Source organism: Pseudonocardia sp. ZF1 (genome assembly GCF_056835605.1).
Genome location: NZ_JAJNBY010000001.1, coordinates 3,763,016 through 3,783,003, shown reverse-complemented (window position 1 = coordinate 3,783,003; position 19,988 = coordinate 3,763,016). Strand labels below are relative to the sequence as shown.

At 74.2% G+C, this 19,988-nt stretch carries 20 protein-coding genes; 14 read left to right on the top strand and 6 right to left on the bottom strand.

Translation table 11 applies throughout. The annotated features are described in order from the left end of the window. The first annotated feature begins 64 nt into the window (after positions 1-64). Positions 65-1,294, top strand: a complete 1,230-nt coding sequence (locus tag ZF1_RS18205; protein WP_482637875.1) for a DUF418 domain-containing protein — start codon at positions 65-67, stop codon at positions 1,292-1,294. A gap of 79 nt (positions 1,295-1,373) precedes the next feature. Beyond that, the gene (locus ZF1_RS18200; RefSeq protein ID WP_253067829.1) at positions 1,374-2,393 is read left to right on the top strand and encodes a hypothetical protein; all 1,020 of its coding nucleotides are present in this window, start codon (positions 1,374-1,376) and stop codon (positions 2,391-2,393) included. A 63-nt stretch (positions 2,394-2,456) separates the two neighbouring features. On the opposite strand, the gene ZF1_RS18195 is transcribed toward ZF1_RS18200, so the two are convergent. After that, entirely contained in the window at positions 2,457-3,755 is a 1,299-nt protein-coding gene (locus tag ZF1_RS18195; RefSeq protein ID WP_482637874.1) for an MFS transporter, read from the bottom strand. Positions 3,756-3,808: 53 nt separating this feature from the next. Here ZF1_RS18195 and ZF1_RS18190 point away from each other — a divergent pair, with 53 nt between their 5' ends. Both ZF1_RS18190 and ZF1_RS18185 read left to right on the top strand, forming a co-directional pair. Beyond that, positions 3,809-4,339, top strand: coding sequence for a GNAT family N-acetyltransferase (locus tag ZF1_RS18190; protein WP_100878103.1), 531 nt, complete (start codon positions 3,809-3,811; stop codon positions 4,337-4,339). Positions 4,340-4,468: 129 nt separating this feature from the next. Beyond that, positions 4,469-5,848: an amino acid permease gene (locus ZF1_RS18185; protein WP_482637873.1), complete on the top strand. Its 1,380-nt coding sequence runs from the start codon at positions 4,469-4,471 to the stop codon at positions 5,846-5,848. Here the strand turns inward: ZF1_RS18185 and ZF1_RS18180 are convergent. Together ZF1_RS18180 and ZF1_RS18175 are read right to left on the bottom strand one after the other, a co-directional pair. Further along, on the bottom strand, positions 5,817-6,035 hold the full coding sequence (locus ZF1_RS18180) for a hypervirulence associated TUDOR domain-containing protein (protein ID WP_062396049.1): 219 nt from the start codon (positions 6,033-6,035) through the stop codon (positions 5,817-5,819). The genes ZF1_RS18185 and ZF1_RS18180 overlap by 32 nt on opposite strands. Before the next feature lie 50 nt (positions 6,036-6,085). Then, positions 6,086-8,068, bottom strand: coding sequence for a M13 family metallopeptidase (locus tag ZF1_RS18175; protein WP_482637872.1), 1,983 nt, complete (start codon positions 8,066-8,068; stop codon positions 6,086-6,088). Positions 8,069-8,218: 150 nt separating this feature from the next. Between ZF1_RS18175 and ZF1_RS18170 the strand changes: the two genes are divergently transcribed. The 7 genes from ZF1_RS18170 (at position 8,219) to ZF1_RS18140 (ending at position 15,373) form a co-directional block, all read left to right on the top strand. Then, positions 8,219-8,857 (top strand): hypothetical protein, encoded by a 639-nt coding sequence (locus tag ZF1_RS18170; RefSeq protein ID WP_253067832.1) that lies wholly within the window; start codon positions 8,219-8,221, stop codon positions 8,855-8,857. Between the two features lie 67 nt (positions 8,858-8,924). Continuing rightward, entirely contained in the window at positions 8,925-9,857 is a 933-nt protein-coding gene (locus tag ZF1_RS18165; RefSeq protein WP_482637871.1) for a TauD/TfdA dioxygenase family protein, read from the top strand. A gap of 217 nt (positions 9,858-10,074) precedes the next feature. Then, positions 10,075-10,740: an HAD family hydrolase gene (locus tag ZF1_RS18160; RefSeq protein ID WP_179762375.1), complete on the top strand. Its 666-nt coding sequence runs from the start codon at positions 10,075-10,077 to the stop codon at positions 10,738-10,740. 132 nt (positions 10,741-10,872) lie between these two features. Continuing rightward, entirely contained in the window at positions 10,873-12,102 is a 1,230-nt protein-coding gene (locus tag ZF1_RS18155; protein ID WP_073574224.1) for a sedoheptulose 7-phosphate cyclase, read from the top strand. Continuing rightward, a complete protein-coding gene (locus ZF1_RS18150; RefSeq protein ID WP_073574223.1) occupies positions 12,099-12,875 on the top strand; it encodes an O-methyltransferase in 777 nt (258 codons plus the stop codon). The genes ZF1_RS18155 and ZF1_RS18150 overlap by 4 nt, the downstream gene beginning before the upstream one ends. After that, positions 12,872-14,329 carry an ATP-grasp domain-containing protein gene (locus tag ZF1_RS18145; protein WP_482637870.1) on the top strand — a complete coding sequence of 486 codons (1,458 nt, stop codon included), beginning with the start codon at positions 12,872-12,874 and terminating at the stop codon, positions 14,327-14,329. The genes ZF1_RS18150 and ZF1_RS18145 overlap by 4 nt, the downstream gene beginning before the upstream one ends. A gap of 3 nt (positions 14,330-14,332) precedes the next feature. Beyond that, a complete protein-coding gene (locus ZF1_RS18140) occupies positions 14,333-15,373 on the top strand; it encodes a D-alanine--D-alanine ligase family protein (RefSeq protein ID WP_350589183.1) in 1,041 nt (346 codons plus the stop codon). 101 nt (positions 15,374-15,474) lie between these two features. Here ZF1_RS18140 and ZF1_RS18135 read toward each other — a convergent pair whose 3' ends face one another. From ZF1_RS18135 to ZF1_RS18125, 3 genes are all read right to left on the bottom strand, one after another. Then, positions 15,475-16,260, bottom strand: a complete 786-nt coding sequence (locus tag ZF1_RS18135) for a TauD/TfdA dioxygenase family protein (RefSeq protein WP_179762379.1) — start codon at positions 16,258-16,260, stop codon at positions 15,475-15,477. 84 nt (positions 16,261-16,344) lie between these two features. Next, a complete protein-coding gene (locus ZF1_RS18130; RefSeq protein ID WP_062396040.1) occupies positions 16,345-16,827 on the bottom strand; it encodes a hypothetical protein in 483 nt (160 codons plus the stop codon). A 40-nt stretch (positions 16,828-16,867) separates the two neighbouring features. Beyond that, positions 16,868-18,094 (bottom strand): threonine synthase, encoded by a 1,227-nt coding sequence (locus ZF1_RS18125; RefSeq protein ID WP_179762380.1) that lies wholly within the window; start codon positions 18,092-18,094, stop codon positions 16,868-16,870. 147 nt (positions 18,095-18,241) lie between these two features. Here ZF1_RS18125 and ZF1_RS18120 point away from each other — a divergent pair, with 147 nt between their 5' ends. The 3 genes from ZF1_RS18120 to ZF1_RS18110 are packed head-to-tail and all read left to right on the top strand — an operon-like array spanning position 18,242 to position 19,983. Further along, complete coding sequence (locus ZF1_RS18120; protein WP_073574218.1) at positions 18,242-18,697, top strand: DoxX family protein; 456 nt, start codon at positions 18,242-18,244, stop codon at positions 18,695-18,697. Between the two features lie 28 nt (positions 18,698-18,725). Next, the gene (locus tag ZF1_RS18115) at positions 18,726-19,562 is read left to right on the top strand and encodes an Fpg/Nei family DNA glycosylase (protein WP_073574217.1); all 837 of its coding nucleotides are present in this window, start codon (positions 18,726-18,728) and stop codon (positions 19,560-19,562) included. 52 nt (positions 19,563-19,614) lie between these two features. Then, positions 19,615-19,983, top strand: a complete 369-nt coding sequence (locus tag ZF1_RS18110) for a hypothetical protein (RefSeq protein WP_073574216.1) — start codon at positions 19,615-19,617, stop codon at positions 19,981-19,983. Positions 19,984-19,988 lie beyond the last annotated feature (5 nt).

The window sequence follows — 19,988 nt, the reverse complement described above, 5'->3', positions numbered from 1 at the left end:
CACTGCCTGATTCCACTTGCCTGTCCGGTACGTCACGCGGTGCGATGGTCCGCGTGAGGATGTCGTGACGGCCGGGCAACCTGGCCCGCAGCCGGTCGGCCCGCTCGGGACGGCGGAGCGCGCACCGGCGCCGGACCTCGCCCGCGGGGCGATGCTGTTGCTCATCGCGCTCGCGAACACACCGTTCTACCTGTACGGACGGGCCCACTCCGAGGCCGGTTTCCACCCGGTCGACGGTTCGCCCGTCGACCGGGTCGTGCAGGCCGCGCTGATCATCGGCGTGGACATGCGGGTGTACCCGATGTTCGCGTTCCTGTTCGGGTACGGCCTCGCGGTGATCCGTCGGCGGCAGGCCGAGGCCGGGGTGCCGGACGCCCGGGCCTTCGCGGTGCTCCGCCGCCGCAACCTGTGGCTGATCGCGTTCGGTCTCGTGCACGCCCTGCTGCTGTGGGGTGGCGACGTCCTGGGCGCGTACGGCCTGTGCGGGCTGGTGCTGACCTGGCTGCTCCTGCGACGTTCCGACCGGACCCTGCTGGTGTGGTCGGCGCTGGGCACTGTCGTCCTCACGGCGTTCGCCGCGTTCTCGCTCTACGGTGCCTGGGCGGTCGTCGTCGAGGGAGTGCCGGTGCAGGGCGGAGGGCTCCCCGCCTTCGTGACCGCGAGCGCCTCGGCCACCGACCCGCTCACGGCGGCGCTGGACCGGATGCTGCTGTGGCCGTTCATCGTGCTCGGCCAGGGACTGTTCGGGATCGCGGTACCGGTTGCGATGCTCCTCGGGGTCTGGGCCGCCCGGCGCAGGGTGCTGGAACGGCCGGCCGAGCACCGGCGGCTGCTGTGGCCGGCGGCCGTCGTGGGGGTCGCGGTCGGCTGGCTCGGCGGGCTGCCGCACGCGCTCGCCCACGTCGGCGTGCTGCCGGAGCTCGGCACGGTCGTCTGGGCGTTCACCGCCGTACAGATGGTCACCGGGTTGGTGTGCGGGATCGGTTACGTCGCGGTGTTCGGTCTGCTCGCCGCCCGGCTCGAGGGGCGGCCACCGGGGCGGGTCGCGTCGGCGGTGACCGCGCTCGGCAGGCGGTCGATGACCGGCTATCTGGGACAGTCCGTGCTGTGCGCGCCGGTCCTCGCGGCCTGGGGGCTCGGGGTGGGTGGGCTGCTGGGTAGCGCCGGGATGGCCGTCTACGCGGTCGGGGTGTGGACGGTGACCGTCGCTGTCGCCGTCGCACTCGAACGGGCCGGTCGTACGGGCCCGGCCGAGCAACTGCTGCGACGGCTGGTGTACCGGCCGGGACGGTGACCCGGCGGTCGGGCGCGGCCATCGGTACCCGGCCGCGGACCCGGCGGAACCGCCGCGGCCCGGGCCTCGTCCAAGCCGCATGACCACCTACGCCCACGACCCGGTCGCCTCGACGATCGTCGCCTGCTGGCCCACCGGCGACGGCGCCGTCGCCTGCCGGGCCGCCCGCGTCCCGAAGGCCCTCGACCACTCCCTGGCCCGCCGCACCGCGAAGGCGCTGAGCGCCCTGTCGACGCACCTGTGGGCCACCTACGCCGACCAGGCCGCCCACGAGCTCGACCCGGCGGCGCTCGCCGCGGCCGTGCGGCACCCGAACCAGCCGGTGGGGGACCTCCTGCGCGTCATGGAGGACGGCTGTGCCGAGACCGCGCACCTGCTGGGCCGGATCGTGGCGCGGGCACCGGGGCGGGCGTTCCGCGACGCCGTCGTCGCCGACGTCCGCGCCGAGACCGACGCCGTCCTCGACGCCGACGACGGCGTCCTCACCGGACGCTCCGCCCAGGCCGTCGTCCACCCCCGGAGCGACGCCCCGGCCGAGCAGCTCCTCGTCGCGCACGCGCTGCTGCACGACGACCCGCTCGGCCCGCCCGCGATCGTGACGTCGGTCGAGCCGAACGCGGCCGCCGTCGCGACCCTGCGCTGGCTGCGGGCCTCGGCCGTGCTCGTCGCGGAGCGGGTCGGGCACACGGTGCCCGACGTCGTCGCGCTCGCCGAGGCGATCGGGCACGAGGACCTCCCGGTGGCCCGGCACGTGCTGTGCACCCTGGCCGGGGTCGGTGAGGAGGTGGTGGTCCTCGACCTGCTCCAGGAGGCCGTCCTGGCCCGCCAGGGCTGGTTCATCGTGTGCCCGGAGCAGCCACCGCATCCCGAGGAGGGCCACCGGGCGGTCTCGACCGTGCTGGACCCGCTCGACCCGGCGTCGTGCCTGCTCGACGGCCTGGTCCGCGGGCTGCACGGCTGTTTCCGGGTGTGGCTCGACGACGTCGTGGCCCGGGAGACCCCCGGCACCGACCCGCGGCTGGTCGGGACCGCCCGGACCGCGGCGCTGCGCCTGCGCTACACCGACGAGGTACGGCGCTCGGTCCGGGCGGGCCGCTGAGCGGCTCGGCCGGCGACGACCGGCCCGGCGACCACCGGCCGTCACCGGGGCGCGGCTGGAGGATCACGCCGTTCCGGACCGGCGCCCCGCGAGCATCTGTACCGCGGTCCCGGCGACGGGCAGCACCAGCAGCAGCGCGAGTGCCGCGCTCAGCCCGACGACGGCGGCGAACCCGCCGATCACCGCCGCCCCGATCCCGGCGCCGGTGAGGAAGCACAGCGTCGCCACCCCGATCGCGCCGCTGCGCCGGTCCTGCGGCACCGCCGTGCCGACGGCGGCGATCATCGCGGGCTGCCCGGTGCCGAACGCCAGCGTCACCAGCATCGGCGCGAGCGCCAGCACCCACGGCAGGTGGCTCGCCACCCCGGCCACGGCCACGACCAGCCCGACGACGGTCGTCGCGCAGGCGCACGTCAGGGTCTGCCGCGGCCCGATCCGGGCCTGCAGGAACGCCGACGCCGCCGGGCACGCCAACGCCACCACCGCCGACGGCACCAGCACCAGCCCGGTGGCCAGTGGGCTCCAGCCGCGCTCGGCGAGCTCCAGCGGGATGCCCAGCAGCAGGGCGAACCAGCTGGCCGGCACCGCCGAGGCGCACAGCGAGCTGCGCACCACCGTCGCGTTGCCGACCACCCCGCGCGGCAGGAACCCGTCGGGCCGGGCCCGCACCCACAGCGCCGTCGCCGGGACGCCGACCGCGAGCAGCACCCCGCCGGCGACGGCCGCGACCGCACCCGCGCTGGGCGACTGCACCAGCAGCACCAGCCCGGTCACCGCCGTCGCGACGATCACCGCACCCACCAGGTCCACCCGGGCGCCGTCGCCGCGGACCACCGAGTGCCGCCACAGGTAGGGGACCGCGAGCAGCGCCAGCACCGGCAGCGCGACCGCGGCCCGCCAGCCGCCCACCGTCGTCAGCGCCCCGCCGATCAGCGGGCCGAGCGCGGACAACGCGGCCGAGATCCCGGCCAGCCGCCCGAGCACGCCGCCGCGTCGTTCCGGCGGGGTCCTGGCCGACAGCAGCGCCGAGGCGAGCACCGGGACCGAGGCCGCGCCCAGCCCCTGCACGATCCGGGCCGCCATCAGCAGGCCGAAGCTCGGCGCGGCCGCCGCGGCGAGCGCTCCCAGCCCGAGCAGGCCCACCCCGACACACAGCGGCACCCGGATGCCGACGGCGTCGGCGAGCCGTCCGTGCACCGGCGTGGCGACGGCCAGCGCGACCGCGTACCCGCTCACCATCCAGGTCGCGACCGCGGTGTCGACGCCGAGCCCGTCGGCGAGCAACGGCAACGCGACCGTCACCCCCGATGTCGAGGTGCCGGCGAGGCCGAAGAGCAGTCCGAGCACGATCGACAGGAGCACACGACGATCCTCACCCGCCCGGGCGACCGCTGCACCGTGATTCGCTGTGAACCGTGCCGAACCGACCCGTCATCCGCCCGGCGACCGCCGAGGACGCCGACGCCTGCGCCGCCGTCTACGCCCCCTACGTCCGGGACACCGCGATCAGCTTCGAGGCCGAGCCGCCGGGCCCGGTGGAGATGGCCGAGCGGATCGCCGCCGCCCGCGAACGGCACGCCTGGCTGGTCGCCGTCGGCCCCGGCGGTGAGGTGCTCGGCTACGCCTACGGCGGGCCGTGGAAGTCCCGCGAGGCCTACGCGTGGACCTGCGAGGTCTCGGTCTACCTGGCCCCGTCGGCGCAGGGGCGGGGGCTGGGCCGGGCGCTGTACGAGGCGCTGTTCGCCGAACTCGTCGCGCGCGGCATGGTCGTCGCCGTGGCCGGGATGACCGTGCCGAACGAGGCGAGCGCCGCGCTGCACCGCGCCCTGGGGTTCAGCGAGGTCGGGACGTTCCGCGGTGTCGGCTGGAAGCACGGGGCGTGGCGCGACGTGACCTGGTTCCGGCGGGCGCTGGTCGAGGCGCCGCCGGACGGCCCCCGGGACTGACACCGCCGGGCGCGTGCGAGGATCACCGCCCGTTGCGCCCCGCACCGTTCCGGCCCACCGGCCGGGACCGGCGCCGGCGCGCCCCGCCCGTGACCCGGGCCGGGGGAGCGGTACCGCACGGGGAGCACCATGGACGGCCTGCGCCGTGAACTCGACGGACGCCAGATCGGCATGATCGCCGTGGGCGGCGCGATCGGCACCGGGCTGTTCCTCGGCTCCGGGCTCGCCATCTCCATCGCCGGGCCGGCGGTGATCGTCGCCTACGTCGTCGCCGCCGTCGTCGCGCTGGTCCTGGCCTACGCGTTGGGCGAGATGGTGGTGCGCCACCCCGAGGCCGGGGGATTCGGGCCCATCACCCAGCGCTACCTCGGGCACGGTGCCGGGTTCGTGCAGCGCTGGATGTACTGGGCGGCGCAGGTCGTGAACATCGGCAGCGAGGTCGTCGCGGCCGGGCTCTACCTGACGTTCTGGTATCCCGACCTGCCGCTGTGGATCCCGGTCGTCGGGTTCTCGGTGGTGATGCTCGCGGTCAACGCGGGCGCGGTCCGTTTCTTCGGCGAGACCGAGTACTGGTTCGCGATGATCAAGGTCGTGACGATCGTGGCGTTCATCGTCGTCGGCCTCGTCGCGATCGTGTTCGGGCTGCCCGGGCAGCAACCCGTGGGCCTCGGCGCGCTCACCGCGCACGGCGGGTTCGCCCCGAACGGCCTCGGCGCGATCTGGCTCGCCCTGACCGTGGTGACTTTCTCGTTCCTCGGCACCGAGGCCGTCGCCGTCACCGCGGCCGAGTCCTCGGACCCGGTCCGCGACATCCCGCGTGCGGCCCGGCGCACCGTGGTGCGCCTCGCGGTCTTCTACGTCGGGGCGATGCTGGTGGTGGTGACCCTGCTGCCGTGGAACACCGTGACGACCGGCGACGACGTCACCGAGTCGCCGTTCGTCCGCCTGTTCGCCCTGGCCGGGGTGCCCGCGGCGGCCGCGGTGATGAACGTCGTGGTGCTGACCGCGGCGCTGTCGGCGATGAACACGAACCTCTACGTGACCGCGCGCATGACCTACTCGCTGGCCCGCGACGGCTACGCGCCCCGTTCGCTCGCCCGGGTCAACCGGCACGGCGCCCCGCAGCGGGCGCTCGCGCTGTCCGCCGTCGGCCTGGCGCTCGCCTCGCTGGTCTCGGTGTTCGCCGAGGCCACCGCCTTCCCGCTGCTCGTCGGGCTGGCCCTGTTCGGGGCGCTGGTGACCTGGCTGCTGATCTTCGCCGCGCACCTGGCGTTCCGCCGGTCCGGCGCGGGGCAGGAGTCCCCGGTACGGCTGTGGGGCGCCCCGTACACGACCGTCGCGGCGATGCTGTTCGTCGCCGCGGTGCTGGCGACGACGCCGTTCACCACCCAGTTCGCGACGGCGGCACAGGCGGGCGTGCCCTTCCTGGCCCTGCTCGTCGTGGTCTACCTGGTGGTGCGGCGCCGCCGCCGGCGGGTCACGCCTTCTTCAGTTCCGAGTGGAGCTTGAGGACGGTCTGGCCGTCCTCCTGCTCGAGCACGTAGGCCGGGTTGTCCTCGGTCCCGTTGCGGGACTGCTTCGACCCGTCGATGGTCTTCTCGATGCGGTCGGTGGAGTGGTCCACGACCTTGCCGGTCGGGGTGCCGTTGCCCCAGTTCCACGCGACCCACGTTCCCTTGGCGAACTTCTGCGTCATGGGACCGGATACCCCCGCGCCGGCCGGTCAACCCGGCGCGGGGGAACGCCTCACCAGATCCGGACGCGCCGGTCCGGGTCGGTGTAGAGCCCGTCGTCCTCGGTCACCCCGAACGCCTCGTGGAACGTGTCGAGGTTCGTGACGACCGCGTTGCACCGCAGGTCCGGCGGCGAGTGCGGGTCGGTGGTGAGCCGCCGGATCGCCTCGGCGTCGCGGGTCACCGCCCGCCACACCTGCGCCCAGCCGAACAGCACCCGCTGCTCGCCGGTCAGGCCGTCGATCACCGGCGGCTCGGAGCCCTCGTGCGCGATGCCGTAGGCCTTCAGTGAGATCGTCAGGCCGCCCAGGTCGCCGATGTTCTCGCCGACCGTCAGTGAGCCGTTGACCTTGTGGTCGGGCAGGCCGGCCGGGGACAGGCCGTCGTACTGGTCGATCAGCATCTTCGCGCGGGACTCGAACTCGGTCCGGTCGGCGGCCTCCCACCAGTCGGTGAGGTTGCCGTCGCCGTCGTAGCGGGAACCCTGGTCGTCGAAGCCGTGGCCGATCTCGTGGCCGATGACTGCGCCGATGCCGCCGTAGTTCGCGGCGTCGTCGGCGTCGGGGTCGAAGAACGGCGGCTGCAGGATCGCGGCCGGGAACACGATCTCGTTGAGCCGCGGGTGGTAGTAGGCGTTGACCGTCTGCGGGGTCATCAGCCACTCGTCGTGGTCGACGGGGCCGCCGAGCTTGGCGTACTCGAAGTCGTGGCGCCACTCCGCGGCCCGGCCCGCGTTGCCGAGCAGGTCGGCCGGGTCGATCTGCAGGTCGGAGTAGTCCTTCCACTTCTCCGGGTAGCCGACCTTCGGGGTGAACTTGCCGAGCTTGTCCTGCGCCCGCTGCCGGGTCGCCGGGCTCATCCAGTCCAGGGTGGAGATCGACCGGCGGTAGGCCTCGACGATGTTGTCGACCAGCTCGGTGATGCGCTCCTTGGCGTGCGGCGGGAAGTGCCGCTCGACGTAGATCTTCGCGACGGCCTCGCCGAGCGCGCCCTCCACCAGTGACACCCCACGCTTCCACCGCTCGCGCAGCTCCGGGGTGCCGGACAGGGTGCGGCCGAAGAAGTCGAAGTCGGCCTCGACCAGGTCGGCGGACAGGAACTCCGCGCACGACCCGGCGACGGTCAGCGCCAGCCACGCCTGCCACTGCTCCAGCGGGCGCCCGGCCCACAGCTCACCGGCCGCGGTGACGAAGCTCGGCTGGCGGACGATGACCTCGTCGTAGGCGTGCGCGGGCACCCCCAGCGCGGACTCCCACTCGGCCCAGTCGAAGCCCGGGGCGGCGGCGCGGAGCTCGTCGCGGGTCATCAGGGTGTAGGTCTTCTCGGCGTCCCGGTTGAGGACCCGGTCCCACGACGCGTCGGCGAGCGCGGTCTCCAGGTCCATGACCTGCTCGGCGACGCGCTCCGGCTCGGCCAGCCCGACCAGCTCGGCGAGACGCTGGAGGTGTTCGACGTACTTCGTGCGGATCTCCGGGTCGCCCTCGTCGCCGTAGTACGACTCGTCGGGCAGTCCCAGCCCGGCCTGGTTGAGGTTCACCAGGTAGCGGGAGGAGTCCTTGAGGTCGGTCGCGATGAACTCGCCGAACAGCGCGGCACGGCCCTCGCGCTGGCGCCGGCCGAGCACGCCGGCCAGCGCCGCCCGGTCGGTCGCGGCGTAGATCTCGTCGAGCAGCGGGCGCAGTGGCGCGGTCCCGAGCTCCTCGGCCCGCTCGACGTCCATGAAGGAGCGGTACAGGTCGCCGACCTTGCGGGCCTCGGTGCCGGGCTCCGCCGAGGACGCGCACTCCTCGACGATCTCGTGGACCTGGTCCTCGGCCCGGTCGCGCAGGACGCGGAACGCGCCGTCCTGCGAGCGGTCATCGGGGATCTCGTGGGTCGCCAGCCACCGGCCGTTCACGTGGGCGAACAGGTCGTCCTGGGGGCGGACGTCCGGGTCGACCCAGTTGAGGTCGAGACCGGACGGTCGCGAGGTCGGGGCGGACTCGGTGGTCGTCATGGGGCCATCCTGCCTGTCGGAACCGACGGTTTCGAGCAGCCGACGCCGACACGCCCGCGCCGCCCGGTCCGCCGCGGAAGTGGGAGTGCTGCGCCGGTGGTACCCCGTGGCCGCCGGGCCAACCGCGGCACGCGTGTAGAACCGGCGGTGATGACCGACATGTGGGACGACCTGTACGAACCCCCCGACGCCGCCGAGGTCCTCGGGGACCTCCACGAGCTCGCGACGAGCGTCTTCGACCTCTGCTACGACGGCTCCGAGCCGGAGTGGGCGGCCTGGGCCTGGTCGATCCTCACCCGCGCCGGCCTGGCCGCCGCCGGCACCGAGTACGAGCGTGGCGAGCTGGTCCTGCGGCTGCTCGCGCTGAACATGTTCCACCGCGAATTCTGCGCCCGCGCCCTCGACCTGGGCGTGCCGGGGGAGTGGGACGTCGACCCCGACCGCGTGCTGGGCGACCACCCGCGCCTGCACCCGGTCCTGCTCGGGATCATCGCGGAGCGGCGAAGCCTGGACCTCGCCGACTCCACCGACCCGGGGGACCTGGACTTCGACGTGTCGGTCGCCGCGACCGCGCTCGACGCGCTGGTGCGTTCGGAGTACCGGCGGGTGGTGCCGCTGCTGGTGAAGATGGCCGGCCCGGCGGATCTGGCCGCGTCGGTGTGGGCGTCCACCCGGGAGGGGGCGCGGTTCCCGCTGTCCGACACCGCGGTACGGGAGCTGACCGTCGCCCTCACCCCGGCCGGGCACGCCGCGCTCGAGTGGGTCCGGGGCGGCGCACGCCGGAGTTGACCGGACAGGACTCCGCCGGGTGGACCCCGGCTTGTCGGCCACCGGAGCCGGCGCGCACCATCGCGGTGTGACGATCAACTTCGACGCGCCGGTGACCCGGCCCCGCACCACTCCCGCCATCGACCTGCTGGAGGGCGAGCGCCTGCTCGCCCGTCTGCCTGGCGACGGGCCGGACCGGAGCGGCGCGCGGTACGAGGCGTTCACCGTCACCCCGCTCGGGCGCACCCTGGGCGCCGAAATCACCGGGGTCGACCTGCGGGAGCAGGTCGACGAGCAGCTGCGCGCCGAGCTGCACCGGGCACTGCTGGAGTGGAAGGTGCTGTTCTTCCCCGGCCAGCACCTGACCGGCGACCGGCAACGCGAGCTCGCCCTGCTCTGGGGCGACCTGGAGACCAACCCGATGCTCGACACCGGTGACTCCGCCGACGTCGTCCGTTTCGGCACCGGGAAGCGCACCTACGAGAACATCTGGCACGCCGACACCACGTTCCGCACCGCTCCGGCGATGGGCGCCATGCTGCGGATGGTGCAGACGCCGCCGTTCGGCGGGGACACGATGTGGGCCGACATGGCCGTCGCCTACGACAACCTCACCGACGAGGTGAAGGCCCGCATCGACGACGCCGTCGCCGTGCACGACATGGTGCCCGGCTTCGCCCGCTTCCTGGACCCGGACAGGCTGGCCCGGGTGCAGGACCTGTTCCCGCCGGTGACCCACCCCGTCGTCCGGACCCACCCGGAGACCGGGCGGCGCACGCTGTACGTGAACGCGTCGTTCACCACGGCGATCGTCGGGCTGCCCCGCGAGGAGTCCGACGCGCTGCTGCGGCACCTGTTCGCCCAGGCCCACGTGCCCGAGTTCCAGGTCCGCTACCGCTGGTCGGAGGGGACGCTCGCGTTCTGGGACAACCGGGCCACCCAGCACTACGCGGTCGGCGACTACCACCCGCACACGCGGATCGCCGAGCGTGTCGCGATCGCGGGTGACCGACCCTTCTGAGGGTCGGCGGGCCGAGTTCGAGTTGCCGAACCCCGGGGCCCCTCGATACTGGGAGGAGGCGGTCCACCGGAGCGGCCGCCACCGCGAACCGGTCGGTCCGGCGTGTCCACACGCGACAGGATCGGCGCCTCCCACGAGCGTCCGCACGCGCATCCGTCCCGCCGCCGGCCGGGGCGGGGCGTGCGTCGGCCTGCCCCGACCGCGAAGGAGCACTGCTGTGCCCGCGATCCTGTTCGGCTCCATCTCCACCCTCGTCGACACCTCCGAGCTGCAGCGGGAGGCGTTCAACGAGGCCTTCTCCCGGCACGGCCTCGACTGGCACTGGGACCGTGAGGACTACCTGGCCATGCTGGAGTCCAACGGCGGCGCCCAGCGCATCGCCGAGCACGCCGCAGCCACCGGCGAGACCGTCGACGCCGACGCCGTGCACGCCACCAAGTCCGAGGTCTTCCGGGAGAAGCTGCGGGAGTCCGGCGGGACCCCGCGCCCCGGCGTCCGCGAGACCATCAAGGCCGCGCACGGCCGCGGGGTCACCGTCGGGCTGGTCACGACGACCTCCCGCGACAACGTCGACGCCGTCCTCGACGCGCTCGGACCGGACGTGACGCGCACGGACTTCGCGCTGCTCATCGACCGCGCGGTCGTGTCCGCGCCCAAGCCCGACCCCGCGGCGTACACGCACGCGATCGCCGCGCTCGGCGAGACCGCCGACAGCGTCGTCGCCATCGAGGACAACGTCGGTGGCGTCGCCTCGGCGAACGGTGCGGGTGTGCGCGTCGTCGCCTTCCCGAACGCCAACACCGCGGGTCACGACTTCTCCCAGGCCACCGAGCGCGTCGAGTCGCTCGACGACGGTGCGCTGCTGGCCGGCGTCACCCGCTGACGCCCGGCGGCGCCACCCCGCTCCACCCTCCGCACGGCCCGACGGGCCCGGTCGCACCGACCGGGCCCGGCACGGGCGTGCCCACGAGTCCCATGCCCCGCCCCGGATCGACCTGATCGGAGACCAGAGGACATGAGCAATCCCCAGGCAGCGCAGACCCTGCCGCCGAGCCCGACGCTGACCACGACCGACACCGCGTTCCGGGTCGAGAGCTGGGAGCGGATCGAGTTCACCCTCTCCTACGTCGACGGCGCCTTCGCGCCGGAGAACACGCATGTCGCGGACCTGTACCGGGACCGGGGCCGCTGCCTGATGGTCGTCGACGAGACGGTGCACGAGCTCTACGGCGACCGCATCCGCGCCTACTTCGACCATCACGGCATCGCGCTGACCACCGTCCCGCTGACGATCGCGGAGACCGCGAAGAGCCTGCGGACGCTGGAGAGGATCGTCGACGCGTTCGCCGAGTTCGGGCTGAACCGCACCGAGCCGCCGCTCGTCGTCGGGGGTGGGCTGACCACCGACGTCGCCGGGTTCGCCTGCGCGTCCTACAAGCGGGGCACCCCCTACATCCGCATCCCCACCACGCTGATCGGCCTGATCGACGCCAGCGTCGCGATGAAGGTCGCGGTCAACCACGGCAAGCACAAGAACCGGCTCGGCGCGTTCCACGCCTCGCACGACGTGCTGCTGGACTTCTCGTTCCTGGCGACGCTGCCCGAGGCGCAGGTCCGCAACGGCGTCGCCGAGATGATCAAGATCGCGACGGTGGCGAACGCCGACCTCTTCGACCTGTTGGAGAAGTACGGCGAGGACCTGCTGGCCACCGGGTTCGGGCACCGGGACGGCACGCCGGAGTTGCGCGAGATCTCCCACCGCGCCACCTACGACGCCGTCCGCACCATGCTCGAGCTGGAGCACCGCAACCTGCACGAGCTCGACCTCGACCGGGTCATCGCCTTCGGCCACACCTGGAGCCCCACCCTGGAGCTGGCGCCGGAGACGCCGATGCTGCACGGGCACGCGATCAGTGTCGACATGGCGTTCTCCGCGACCCTCGCCGAGCGGCGTGGCTACATCTCGACCGGCGAGCGGGACCGCGTCCACCGGCTGTTCAGTGGGCTCGGGCTCACCGTCGACAGCCCGTACCTCACCCCGGAGCTGCTGACCGAGGCCACCGAGTCGATCACCCAGACCCGGGCCGGGCTGCTGCGCGCGGCGGTGCCGAAGCCCATCGGCACCTGCCACTTCGTCAACGACGCCACCCCCGCGGAGCTGACCGCGGCCCTGGCCGCGCACAAGGAGGTCGTCGCCGACCTGCCGACGGCGGCGGGCGGGGTGGACATGTGGTCGCTGAAGTGACCGGCGCACCGACCCGGCCCGCCCGCCCGGTCACACCGACGACGATCCTCGCCGAGCTGCTCGACGACCTCGTCACCCGCGCCGGGCCGGGCGCCGACGCCGACCTCGTCCGGGCCCGGGACCTGGCCGCTGGCCTGGACCCCTACCTCGACGAGCACACCTCGCCGGCGTCGTCGGCACTGGTCGAGCTGGAGGCGCGCACCCGGTCCGCGGCGTGGACCGGGACCCTGGAGCAGGAGATGCTGTCTGGTCACGTCGAGGGCCGGTTCCTGGCGTTCCTCGTCGGGATGACCGGCGCCCGGCGGGTCCTCGAGGTCGGCATGTTCACCGGCTACTCGGCGCTCGCGATGGCCGAGGCCCTGCCCGAGGACGGCGAGCTGGTTGCCTGCGAGCTCGACGCCGACGTGGCGGCGTTCGCGCGGGACTGCTTCGCCGCGTCCCCGGCGGGACGCCGGATCCGGGTCGAGGTCGGCCCGGCCGCCGACGCCCTGGAACGGCTGCGGGGCACCGCGTTCGACCTGGTGTTCGTCGACGCCGACAAGGCCGGCTACGCCGGGTACCTCGACACCGTCCTCGACGGCGGTCTGCTCGCCCCGGGCGGGGTGGTCTGCGTCGACAACACCCTGATGCAGGGCCTGCCCTGGACCGGGGACCGGACGGCGAACGGCGACGCCATCGCCGCGTTCAACCGCCGGATCACCGACGACCCCCGCGTGGAACAGGTGCTGGTGCCGCTGCGCGACGGGCTGACCCTGATCCGACGGTCCGCATGAGCCGCACCACCGCCCTGAGGGGCCGGGCCCGTTCGTCGGGTCCGGCCCCGGCGCGGCTCGCCTCGGGCGTCGTCGCGCTCGCCGCCGCCGGGCTCGCCGGGCGTGCGCTGGGCACCGGCCGCGACGGCGCCCCGCGCGAGGGCACGGCGGCGACCCGGGTCCGTACCGCGGGCACCCTCGCCCTGCTCGCCGCCGCCCTGCCCGCCGACCTGGCGATCACCGGCGTCGCCGCGCTGGCCGGGCTCCTGCGCCGACGTGAGCGGGCCCGGCCGCACCGGCCGCTGACCGTGCTGCTCAGCGGCGGGAAGATGACCAAGGCGCTGGAGCTGGCACGGGCCCTCCACCGTGCCGGCCACCGGGTCGTGCTCGTCGAGCAGGCCCGCTACCGCTTCACCGGGCACCGGTTCTCCCGGGCGGTCGACGCGTTCCACGTCGTCCCCGCCCCGGACGCGCCGGGTTACGCCCACGCGCTCGCCGACATCGCCCGCCGGGAGGGGGCCGACGTCTACGTGCCGGTGTGCAGCCCCGTCGCGAGCTGGTACGACGCCGACGCCAAGCGGCTGCTCGAACCGTTCTGCGCGGTCGTGCATCCCGACGCCGACGTCGTCGCGATGCTCGACGACAAGCACCGGTTCACCGCGACCGCCGCCGGGTTCGGCCTGCCGGTGCCCGCGGCGCGGCGCATCACCGACCCGGCGCAGGTCGTCGACCACGACTTCGCCGCCACCCCGGGGCGCACCTGGATCCTCAAGTCGCTGCGCTACGACCCGGTGCGCCGCCGCGACCTGACCCGGCTGCCGCGCCCGACCCGCGTCGAGACCGCGGCGTTCGTGGCGACCCTGCCGATCTCACCGGACAACCCCTGGATCCTGCAGGAGTTCGTCGAGGGCACCGAGTACTGCACCCACGCCACCGTCCGCGACGGCGAGGTCCGCCTGTACTGCTGCTGTCCGTCGTCGAGCTTCCTCCTCAACTACGACCACGTCGACCACCCGGCGATCGAGGACTGGGTGCGGCGGTTCTGCGGCGAGCTGGGGGTGACCGGGCAGCTGTCGTTCGACTTCATCGAGGCACCCGACGGCCGGGTCCTGGCCATCGAGTGCAACCCGCGCACCCACTCCGCGATCACCCTGTTCCACGACCACCCGGGTGTCGCCGCGGCCTACCTCGACGCCGGTGCCGGCACACTCGTGCCGGCACCGGCGACTCGGCCGACCTACTGGCTGCACCACGAGCTGGGCCGGCTCCTCGGCGACCCCGGGTCGTGGCGGGAACGGTTGCGGATCGTGCGCGACGGACGGGAGGCGCTGCTCGACGTGCACGACCCGTTGCCGTTCCTGCTGGTCCCGCACCTGCAGATCGCCTCGCTGCTGCTGGGCAACCTGCTGCGCGGACGGCCGTGGGTGACCGTCGACGTGAACATCGGCAAGCTCGTCGAACCGGCGGGGGACTGAACCGTGCTGCGTGTCCTGCACCTCGTCGGCTCGGGCGTCGACGAGTTCTTCTGCGACCTGTCCCGGCTCTACGCCGCGGACTGCCTCGCCGCGACCGCCGACCCGGCGCGCTACGAGTTCGTCGTCGCGTACGTGACGCCGCAGGGCTGGCGGTTCCCGGCCGGGCTCGACCCGGAGCAGATCGCTGCCGCGCCACTGCGGACCCTCCCCGAGGCGGTCGCCGAGATCGCCCGGGCGGAGGTGGACGTGATGGTGCCGCAGATGTTCTGCCGGCCCGGGATGACCCACCACCGGGCGCTGTTCGAGCTCCTCGGGATCGGCTACGTCGGCAACAGCCCGGAGGTCATGGCGCTGGGCGCGGACAAGGCCCTGGCCCGCGCGGTCGTCGCGGAGGGCGGGGTCGCCGTCCCGGCGGGGGAGACGGTGCGCGCCGGGCAGGCGCCGACGGTCCGGCCGCCCGCCGTCGTCAAGCCGGCGGACACCGACAACTCGGTCGGCGTCACCCTCGTCCACGACCCGGACGGGTTCGAGGTGGCGGTGAAGGCCGCCCTGGTCCACGGCGACCGCGCCCTGGTCGAGGAGTTCGTGCCGCTGGGCCGCGAGGTCCGGTGCGCGGTGGTGGAGCGCGACGGCGACCTGGTCGGCCTGCCGCTGGAGGAGTACCGGATGGACGCGGTCGACAAGCCGGTCCGCCTCGCCGACGACAAGCTCGCCCGCACCGGCGACGGCGACCTGCGCCTGGTCGCGAAGGACGCGCGGTCCTGGATCGTCGACGCAGGCGACCCGGTCACCCGGCCGGTGCAGGACGCCGCCCGCGCGGCGTTCCGCGCCCTGGGCTGCCGCGACTACGGGCTGTTCGACTTCCGCATCGACCCCGACGGCCGGCCCTGGTTCCTGGAGGCCGGGCTGTACTGCTCGTTCGCCCGCACCTCGGTGGTCGTCACGATGGCCGAGGCCGCGGGGATCGGCGTCGCCGACCTGTTCGCCGACGCCGTCACCCGCGCCGCCGCCCGCACCACCGCCCCACCCGGCTCCGACCGCTGATCCGGCTCCCGCCGCCGGTGGGTCGCGCCGTCGCACCCCGCAGGTGGCCCGCGCACCTCCGCGGCGGGTGCGGCGACCGCGTCCGGGTGCGCGACGGGAACTCAGCGGGCGGCGCGGGGCCGGACGTGCTCGCGCACCATGCCGCGGTGCATGACCCGGTCCCCGACGACGCCCGCGTGATCGGCGCGGTGCAGCACGCAGGCGTTGTCCCAGATCACGACGTCGCCCGGTGCCCACCGGTGGTCCAGCACGTTGTCCGGCCGCGTCGAGTGCTCGATCAGCTCCCGCACGGTCGCCGCGGACTCCTCGGTGTCCATCCCGCCGACCTCGGCGCAGCGGGCCGCGGTCGACAGGTAGAGCGCGGTCCGGCCGGTGCGCGGGTGCGGGCGGAACACCGGGTGCCAGGCCTCGGTCTCGGTACCGGCGTCGTCGGGGGACAGCCCGGTGACGACGTGGCGGATGCTGCGGCCGTCGAGCCGGGTCCGCAGCGGCTCCGGGAGCGTCTCGTAGGCGCGGTACTGGTTGGAGAACTGCGTCGCGCCGCCCCGGGCGGGGACGGTCACCGCCCGCAGCGCGGTGTAGGCGGGCGGGGCCGCGACGTAGCTGGTGTCGACGTGGAACGAGCTGCGCGGCGGGGTGTCGCGGCCGACGTTGGAGATCACGTTGAGGTCCGGGTGGGTCTCCAGCGGCGTCTCACCGGTGGTGAACGCCAGCGGGCCGAGACCGCGGAGGAAGGCGAGGAAGTCGTCGTCGCCGACGTCGTCCTGACCGGGCAGGACGAGGACGCCGTGCTCGGCGAGCAGCGCCCCGAGCGCGTCCGGGTCGAGGTCGGGCAGGGACGTCCCGGTGACGCGGGCGCCGACCGGGTGCAGGGCCTCGATGTCCATCACCCGAGTGTGCGGGCGCCCGCGGTCACCCGCGCGCCGGACGCGGGGCCGGCCCCGGGGGCGGACACGGGCCCGACGCCGGGGTCAGGACGCCGTGCGGCCCCACCGGCGGCGACGCGGGCGGTCGGCGGGCTCGTCCTCCATCGGGGCGGCGATCGCGAGCCGCCCGACCTGCTCGTTGAGGACCTTGAGGTGTACCCGGACGTCGTCGTGGGTCGGGTCCAGCACCGCCTGCTCGGCGATCTCCGCGGCCTGGTCGACCGACTGCTTCAGCGACGCTTTGGCCTTGTTCAGCCGGGCGGCGATCCGCTTCGCGGGCGGCTCGGTGAGCCGGAACCGTGCCGGCTCGATCGAGTCGCCGACGGCGGCCAGGCGCTGCACCGCCTCCAGCTCGGAGTCCAGCCGCTTGCCGATCTCGGTGAGCCACGTCCGCACCTGCATCGCCGAGATCACCGTGGTGATCCGGTGGAAGCGCTGCACCTGCTCGGTGCACTCGGCCACGTAGGTCCGCCAGTACCGCGAGAGCGGTGCGGGTGACGGCTCGGATCCGGGTCGCAGGAGTGACACGTGCGCAGGCTACCGGTGATCACGACGAGGTCGCCGTGGGTCACGGGATGCGCCCGTCCGTCGCCAGCACCGGCGCGTCGGCGGTCACGGTGTCGGGGTAGATCAGGCCGCTGCCGGTGTTCAGCACGACGACCGTCTCCGACCCGTCGAGCCACCCCGACTCCCGCAGCCGGCCCGCCGCGGCGACGCAGGCCGCGCCCTCCGGGCAGATCCAGGTGCCCTCGTCGCGGGCGAGGGCGTGCTCGGCGGCGAGCAGCTCGTCGTCGGAGACGGCGACGGCGGTCCCGCCGGTGTCGTACACGGCGTCGAGCACGAGGAAGTCGCCCAGCGCCCGGGGCACGGTGATCCCGAACGCGACCGTGTGCGGGTCGGCCGGGGCCGTCGACTCGCGCAGCCCGGCCTCGAACGCGTCGACGATCGGCGCGCAGCCGGTGGCCTGCACCGCGACCAGCCGGGGCAGGGGACCGGAGATCCAGCCGAGCTCCCGCATCTCCGCCAGGGCCTTGTGGATCGCGATGATCCCGACGCCGCCGCCGGTGGGGTAGAGGATGACGTCCGGGCAGCGCCAGCCGAGCTGCTCGACGATCTCGTAGCCCATCGTCTTCTTGCCCTCGATGCGGTAGGGCTCGCGCAGCGTCGAGGTGTCCTGGTACCCCGCCCCGGCGGAGTTGCGGCGGGCGACGGCGTCGGCGACGAGCCTCCCGGCGTCGCCGATCAGGCCGTCGACCAGGTACAGCTCCCCGCCGGAGACGACCACCTCGCGCCGGGTGATCTCCGGGGCGTCGACCGGCATCGCGATCAGCGCACCGAGCCCGGCGCGCGCGGCGTAACAGGCCCAGGCGGCACCGGCGTTGCCGTTGGTGGGCATCGCGACCGCCCGGACTCCGAGCTCGGCGGCCCGGGACACCCCGACGGCGGCGCCGCGCGCCTTGAACGCCCCGGTCGGGACCAGCCCCTCGTCCTTCATCCGCAGGCCGGGCAGCCCGAGGCGGGCACCGGCACGGGGGAGCGGGAGCAGCGGGGTCATGCCCTCGCCCATCGTCACCACGTGCGCGGGGTCCCGCACGGGCAGCACCTCGTGGTAGCGCCACAGGTCCGGTGGGCGGGCGGCGATGTCGGCCGGGGTCACCAGCGTCCGGGCCCGGTCGAGGTCGTAGCGGGCGAGCAGCGGGGCACCGGAGGCCGAGGTGCCCTGCACCGTGTCGGCGTCGAGGACCTCGCCGGTACGGGAGCACTCCAGGTGGGACAGCGTCGAGAACTCGGGCACGGGTCCAGCTGATCTCCCGCCGTGCCGCGGCGCAACCGGAGGGGTGACGGCGGCGGGGCAGGAGCAGGTCGCCACGACTACGCCGTTGCGACGATCCTGTTAGCCTCGGGAGCGCAAGCGTGAAAGTTCAACAACTGAGAGGAACCCATGCGACCGCTCCCCGCGCCGCTCTCCGACACTGCACTCCTGCTCGTCCGGCTGCTCGTCGGCGTCGTCCTCGTCGCCCACGGCCTGCAGAAGCTCTCGGGTGGTGTCGGCGGGGTCGCGTCGAGCTTCGCCGGCATGGGCATCCCGCTGCCCACGGTCTCCGCGCTGTTCGTCATCGCGGCCGAGCTCGGGGGCGGTCTGCTGCTGATCGCCGGTGCCGCGACGACCGTGGCGGGGCTGGCCGTCGTCGTCGCGATGGCGGGGGCCTACCTCTTCGCGCACGTGGGCCTGAACCCGTTCGTCGACTCGGGCGGCTGGGAGCTGGTCGGCGTGATCGCCGCCGGTGGACTCGCGCTGGCCGCGACCGGACCGGGCCGGTTCTCCGTCGACGCGCTCGTCGCCGGACGCGGTCGCACGCCCGCCCGGCACGCGGTGGGTGTGTCCGCGGGGGAGTAGTACCCGCCCGCACGGGGGATCCCTCCGCATGCCCGAGGGACACACCGTGCACCGGCTCGCGCGGCTGCAGCGCCGCCGCTACGCCGGACGGCCGGTGGCCGTCTCCAGCCCGCAGCGCCGGTTCACCACCGGCGCCGAGATCGTCGACGGGCGGGTGCTGGTCGACGTGCAGGCCCACGGCAAGCACCTGTTCCAGCACTACGGGCCGGACACCACCGTGCACGTCCACCTCGGACTGTGGGGCCGGTTCCCGAACCGGACGCTCCCCCAGGAGCCGCCCCGCGGCCAGGTCAGGATGCGGATGGTCGGCGAGACGCACTACGCCGACCTGCGCGGCCCGGCCGCCTGCGAACTGCTGGACGACGTGGGCGTGAAGGAGCTGCGGGCCCGCCTCGGCGAGGACCCGTTGCGCGACGACGCGGACCCGGCGCGTGTCCGGGAGCGGTTCGCCCGCTCCCGTGTCCCGCTGGCCGCCCTGCTCATGGACCAGTCGGTGATCGCGGGCATCGGCAACGTCTTCCGCGCCGAGACGCTGTTCCGCACCGGACTGGATCCGATGACCCCGGCCCGCGACCTCGACGACCGGTCCTTCGCCCTGCTCTGGGACGACCTGACCGAGATGCTCCGCGACGGCGAGCGGCGCGGCCGGATCGAGACGCTGCGCCCCGAGCACGACCCGGCCCAGCTGGCGCCCCCCGACCGCGGCGCGGTCTGCGCCAGCGTCGTCTACGCCTACCGCCGCACCGGACAGCCCTGCCTGGTCTGCGGCGCCCCGATCGCGCACGCCGAGGTCCGCACGCGGAACCTGTTCTGGTGCCCCGGTTGCCAGGCCGGAGGCAGCGCCCGGCCGCTCACCGAACGGTGACGATGGATGTCCGATCTGTCCTGTACCGGGCGGTAGCGGTACCGTTGACGTCATGCTGTCGACCGGTCCCGCTCGTCCGGAAGCGGGGCGTCGGCCGATCATCCGCTGGGACGCCGCGCTGTCCGGGGCCGCGCTGGCCGCGACCGGGATGCTCGTCGCACTGGGCGTGTTCGGCGCCGTCTTCCTCGTCGCGTTCCTCGACTACTGCCCGCCGCGGACGTGCAGCTCCTCGGCGGTGCTCGTCTCGGTCGGCGGGTCGCTGGTGATCGCGGCCGCCGCCGGTGTCGCCGGGCTCGCCATGACCGTCCTGCGCATCGTCGAACGGCGCCCTGCCTGGCCCTTCGCGGTGGTCACCCTCGCCGTGACCGGTTCCGCCGTCGCCTTCGGCGCGGTCCACTACGCGAGCGCGATCGGATACTGAACCAT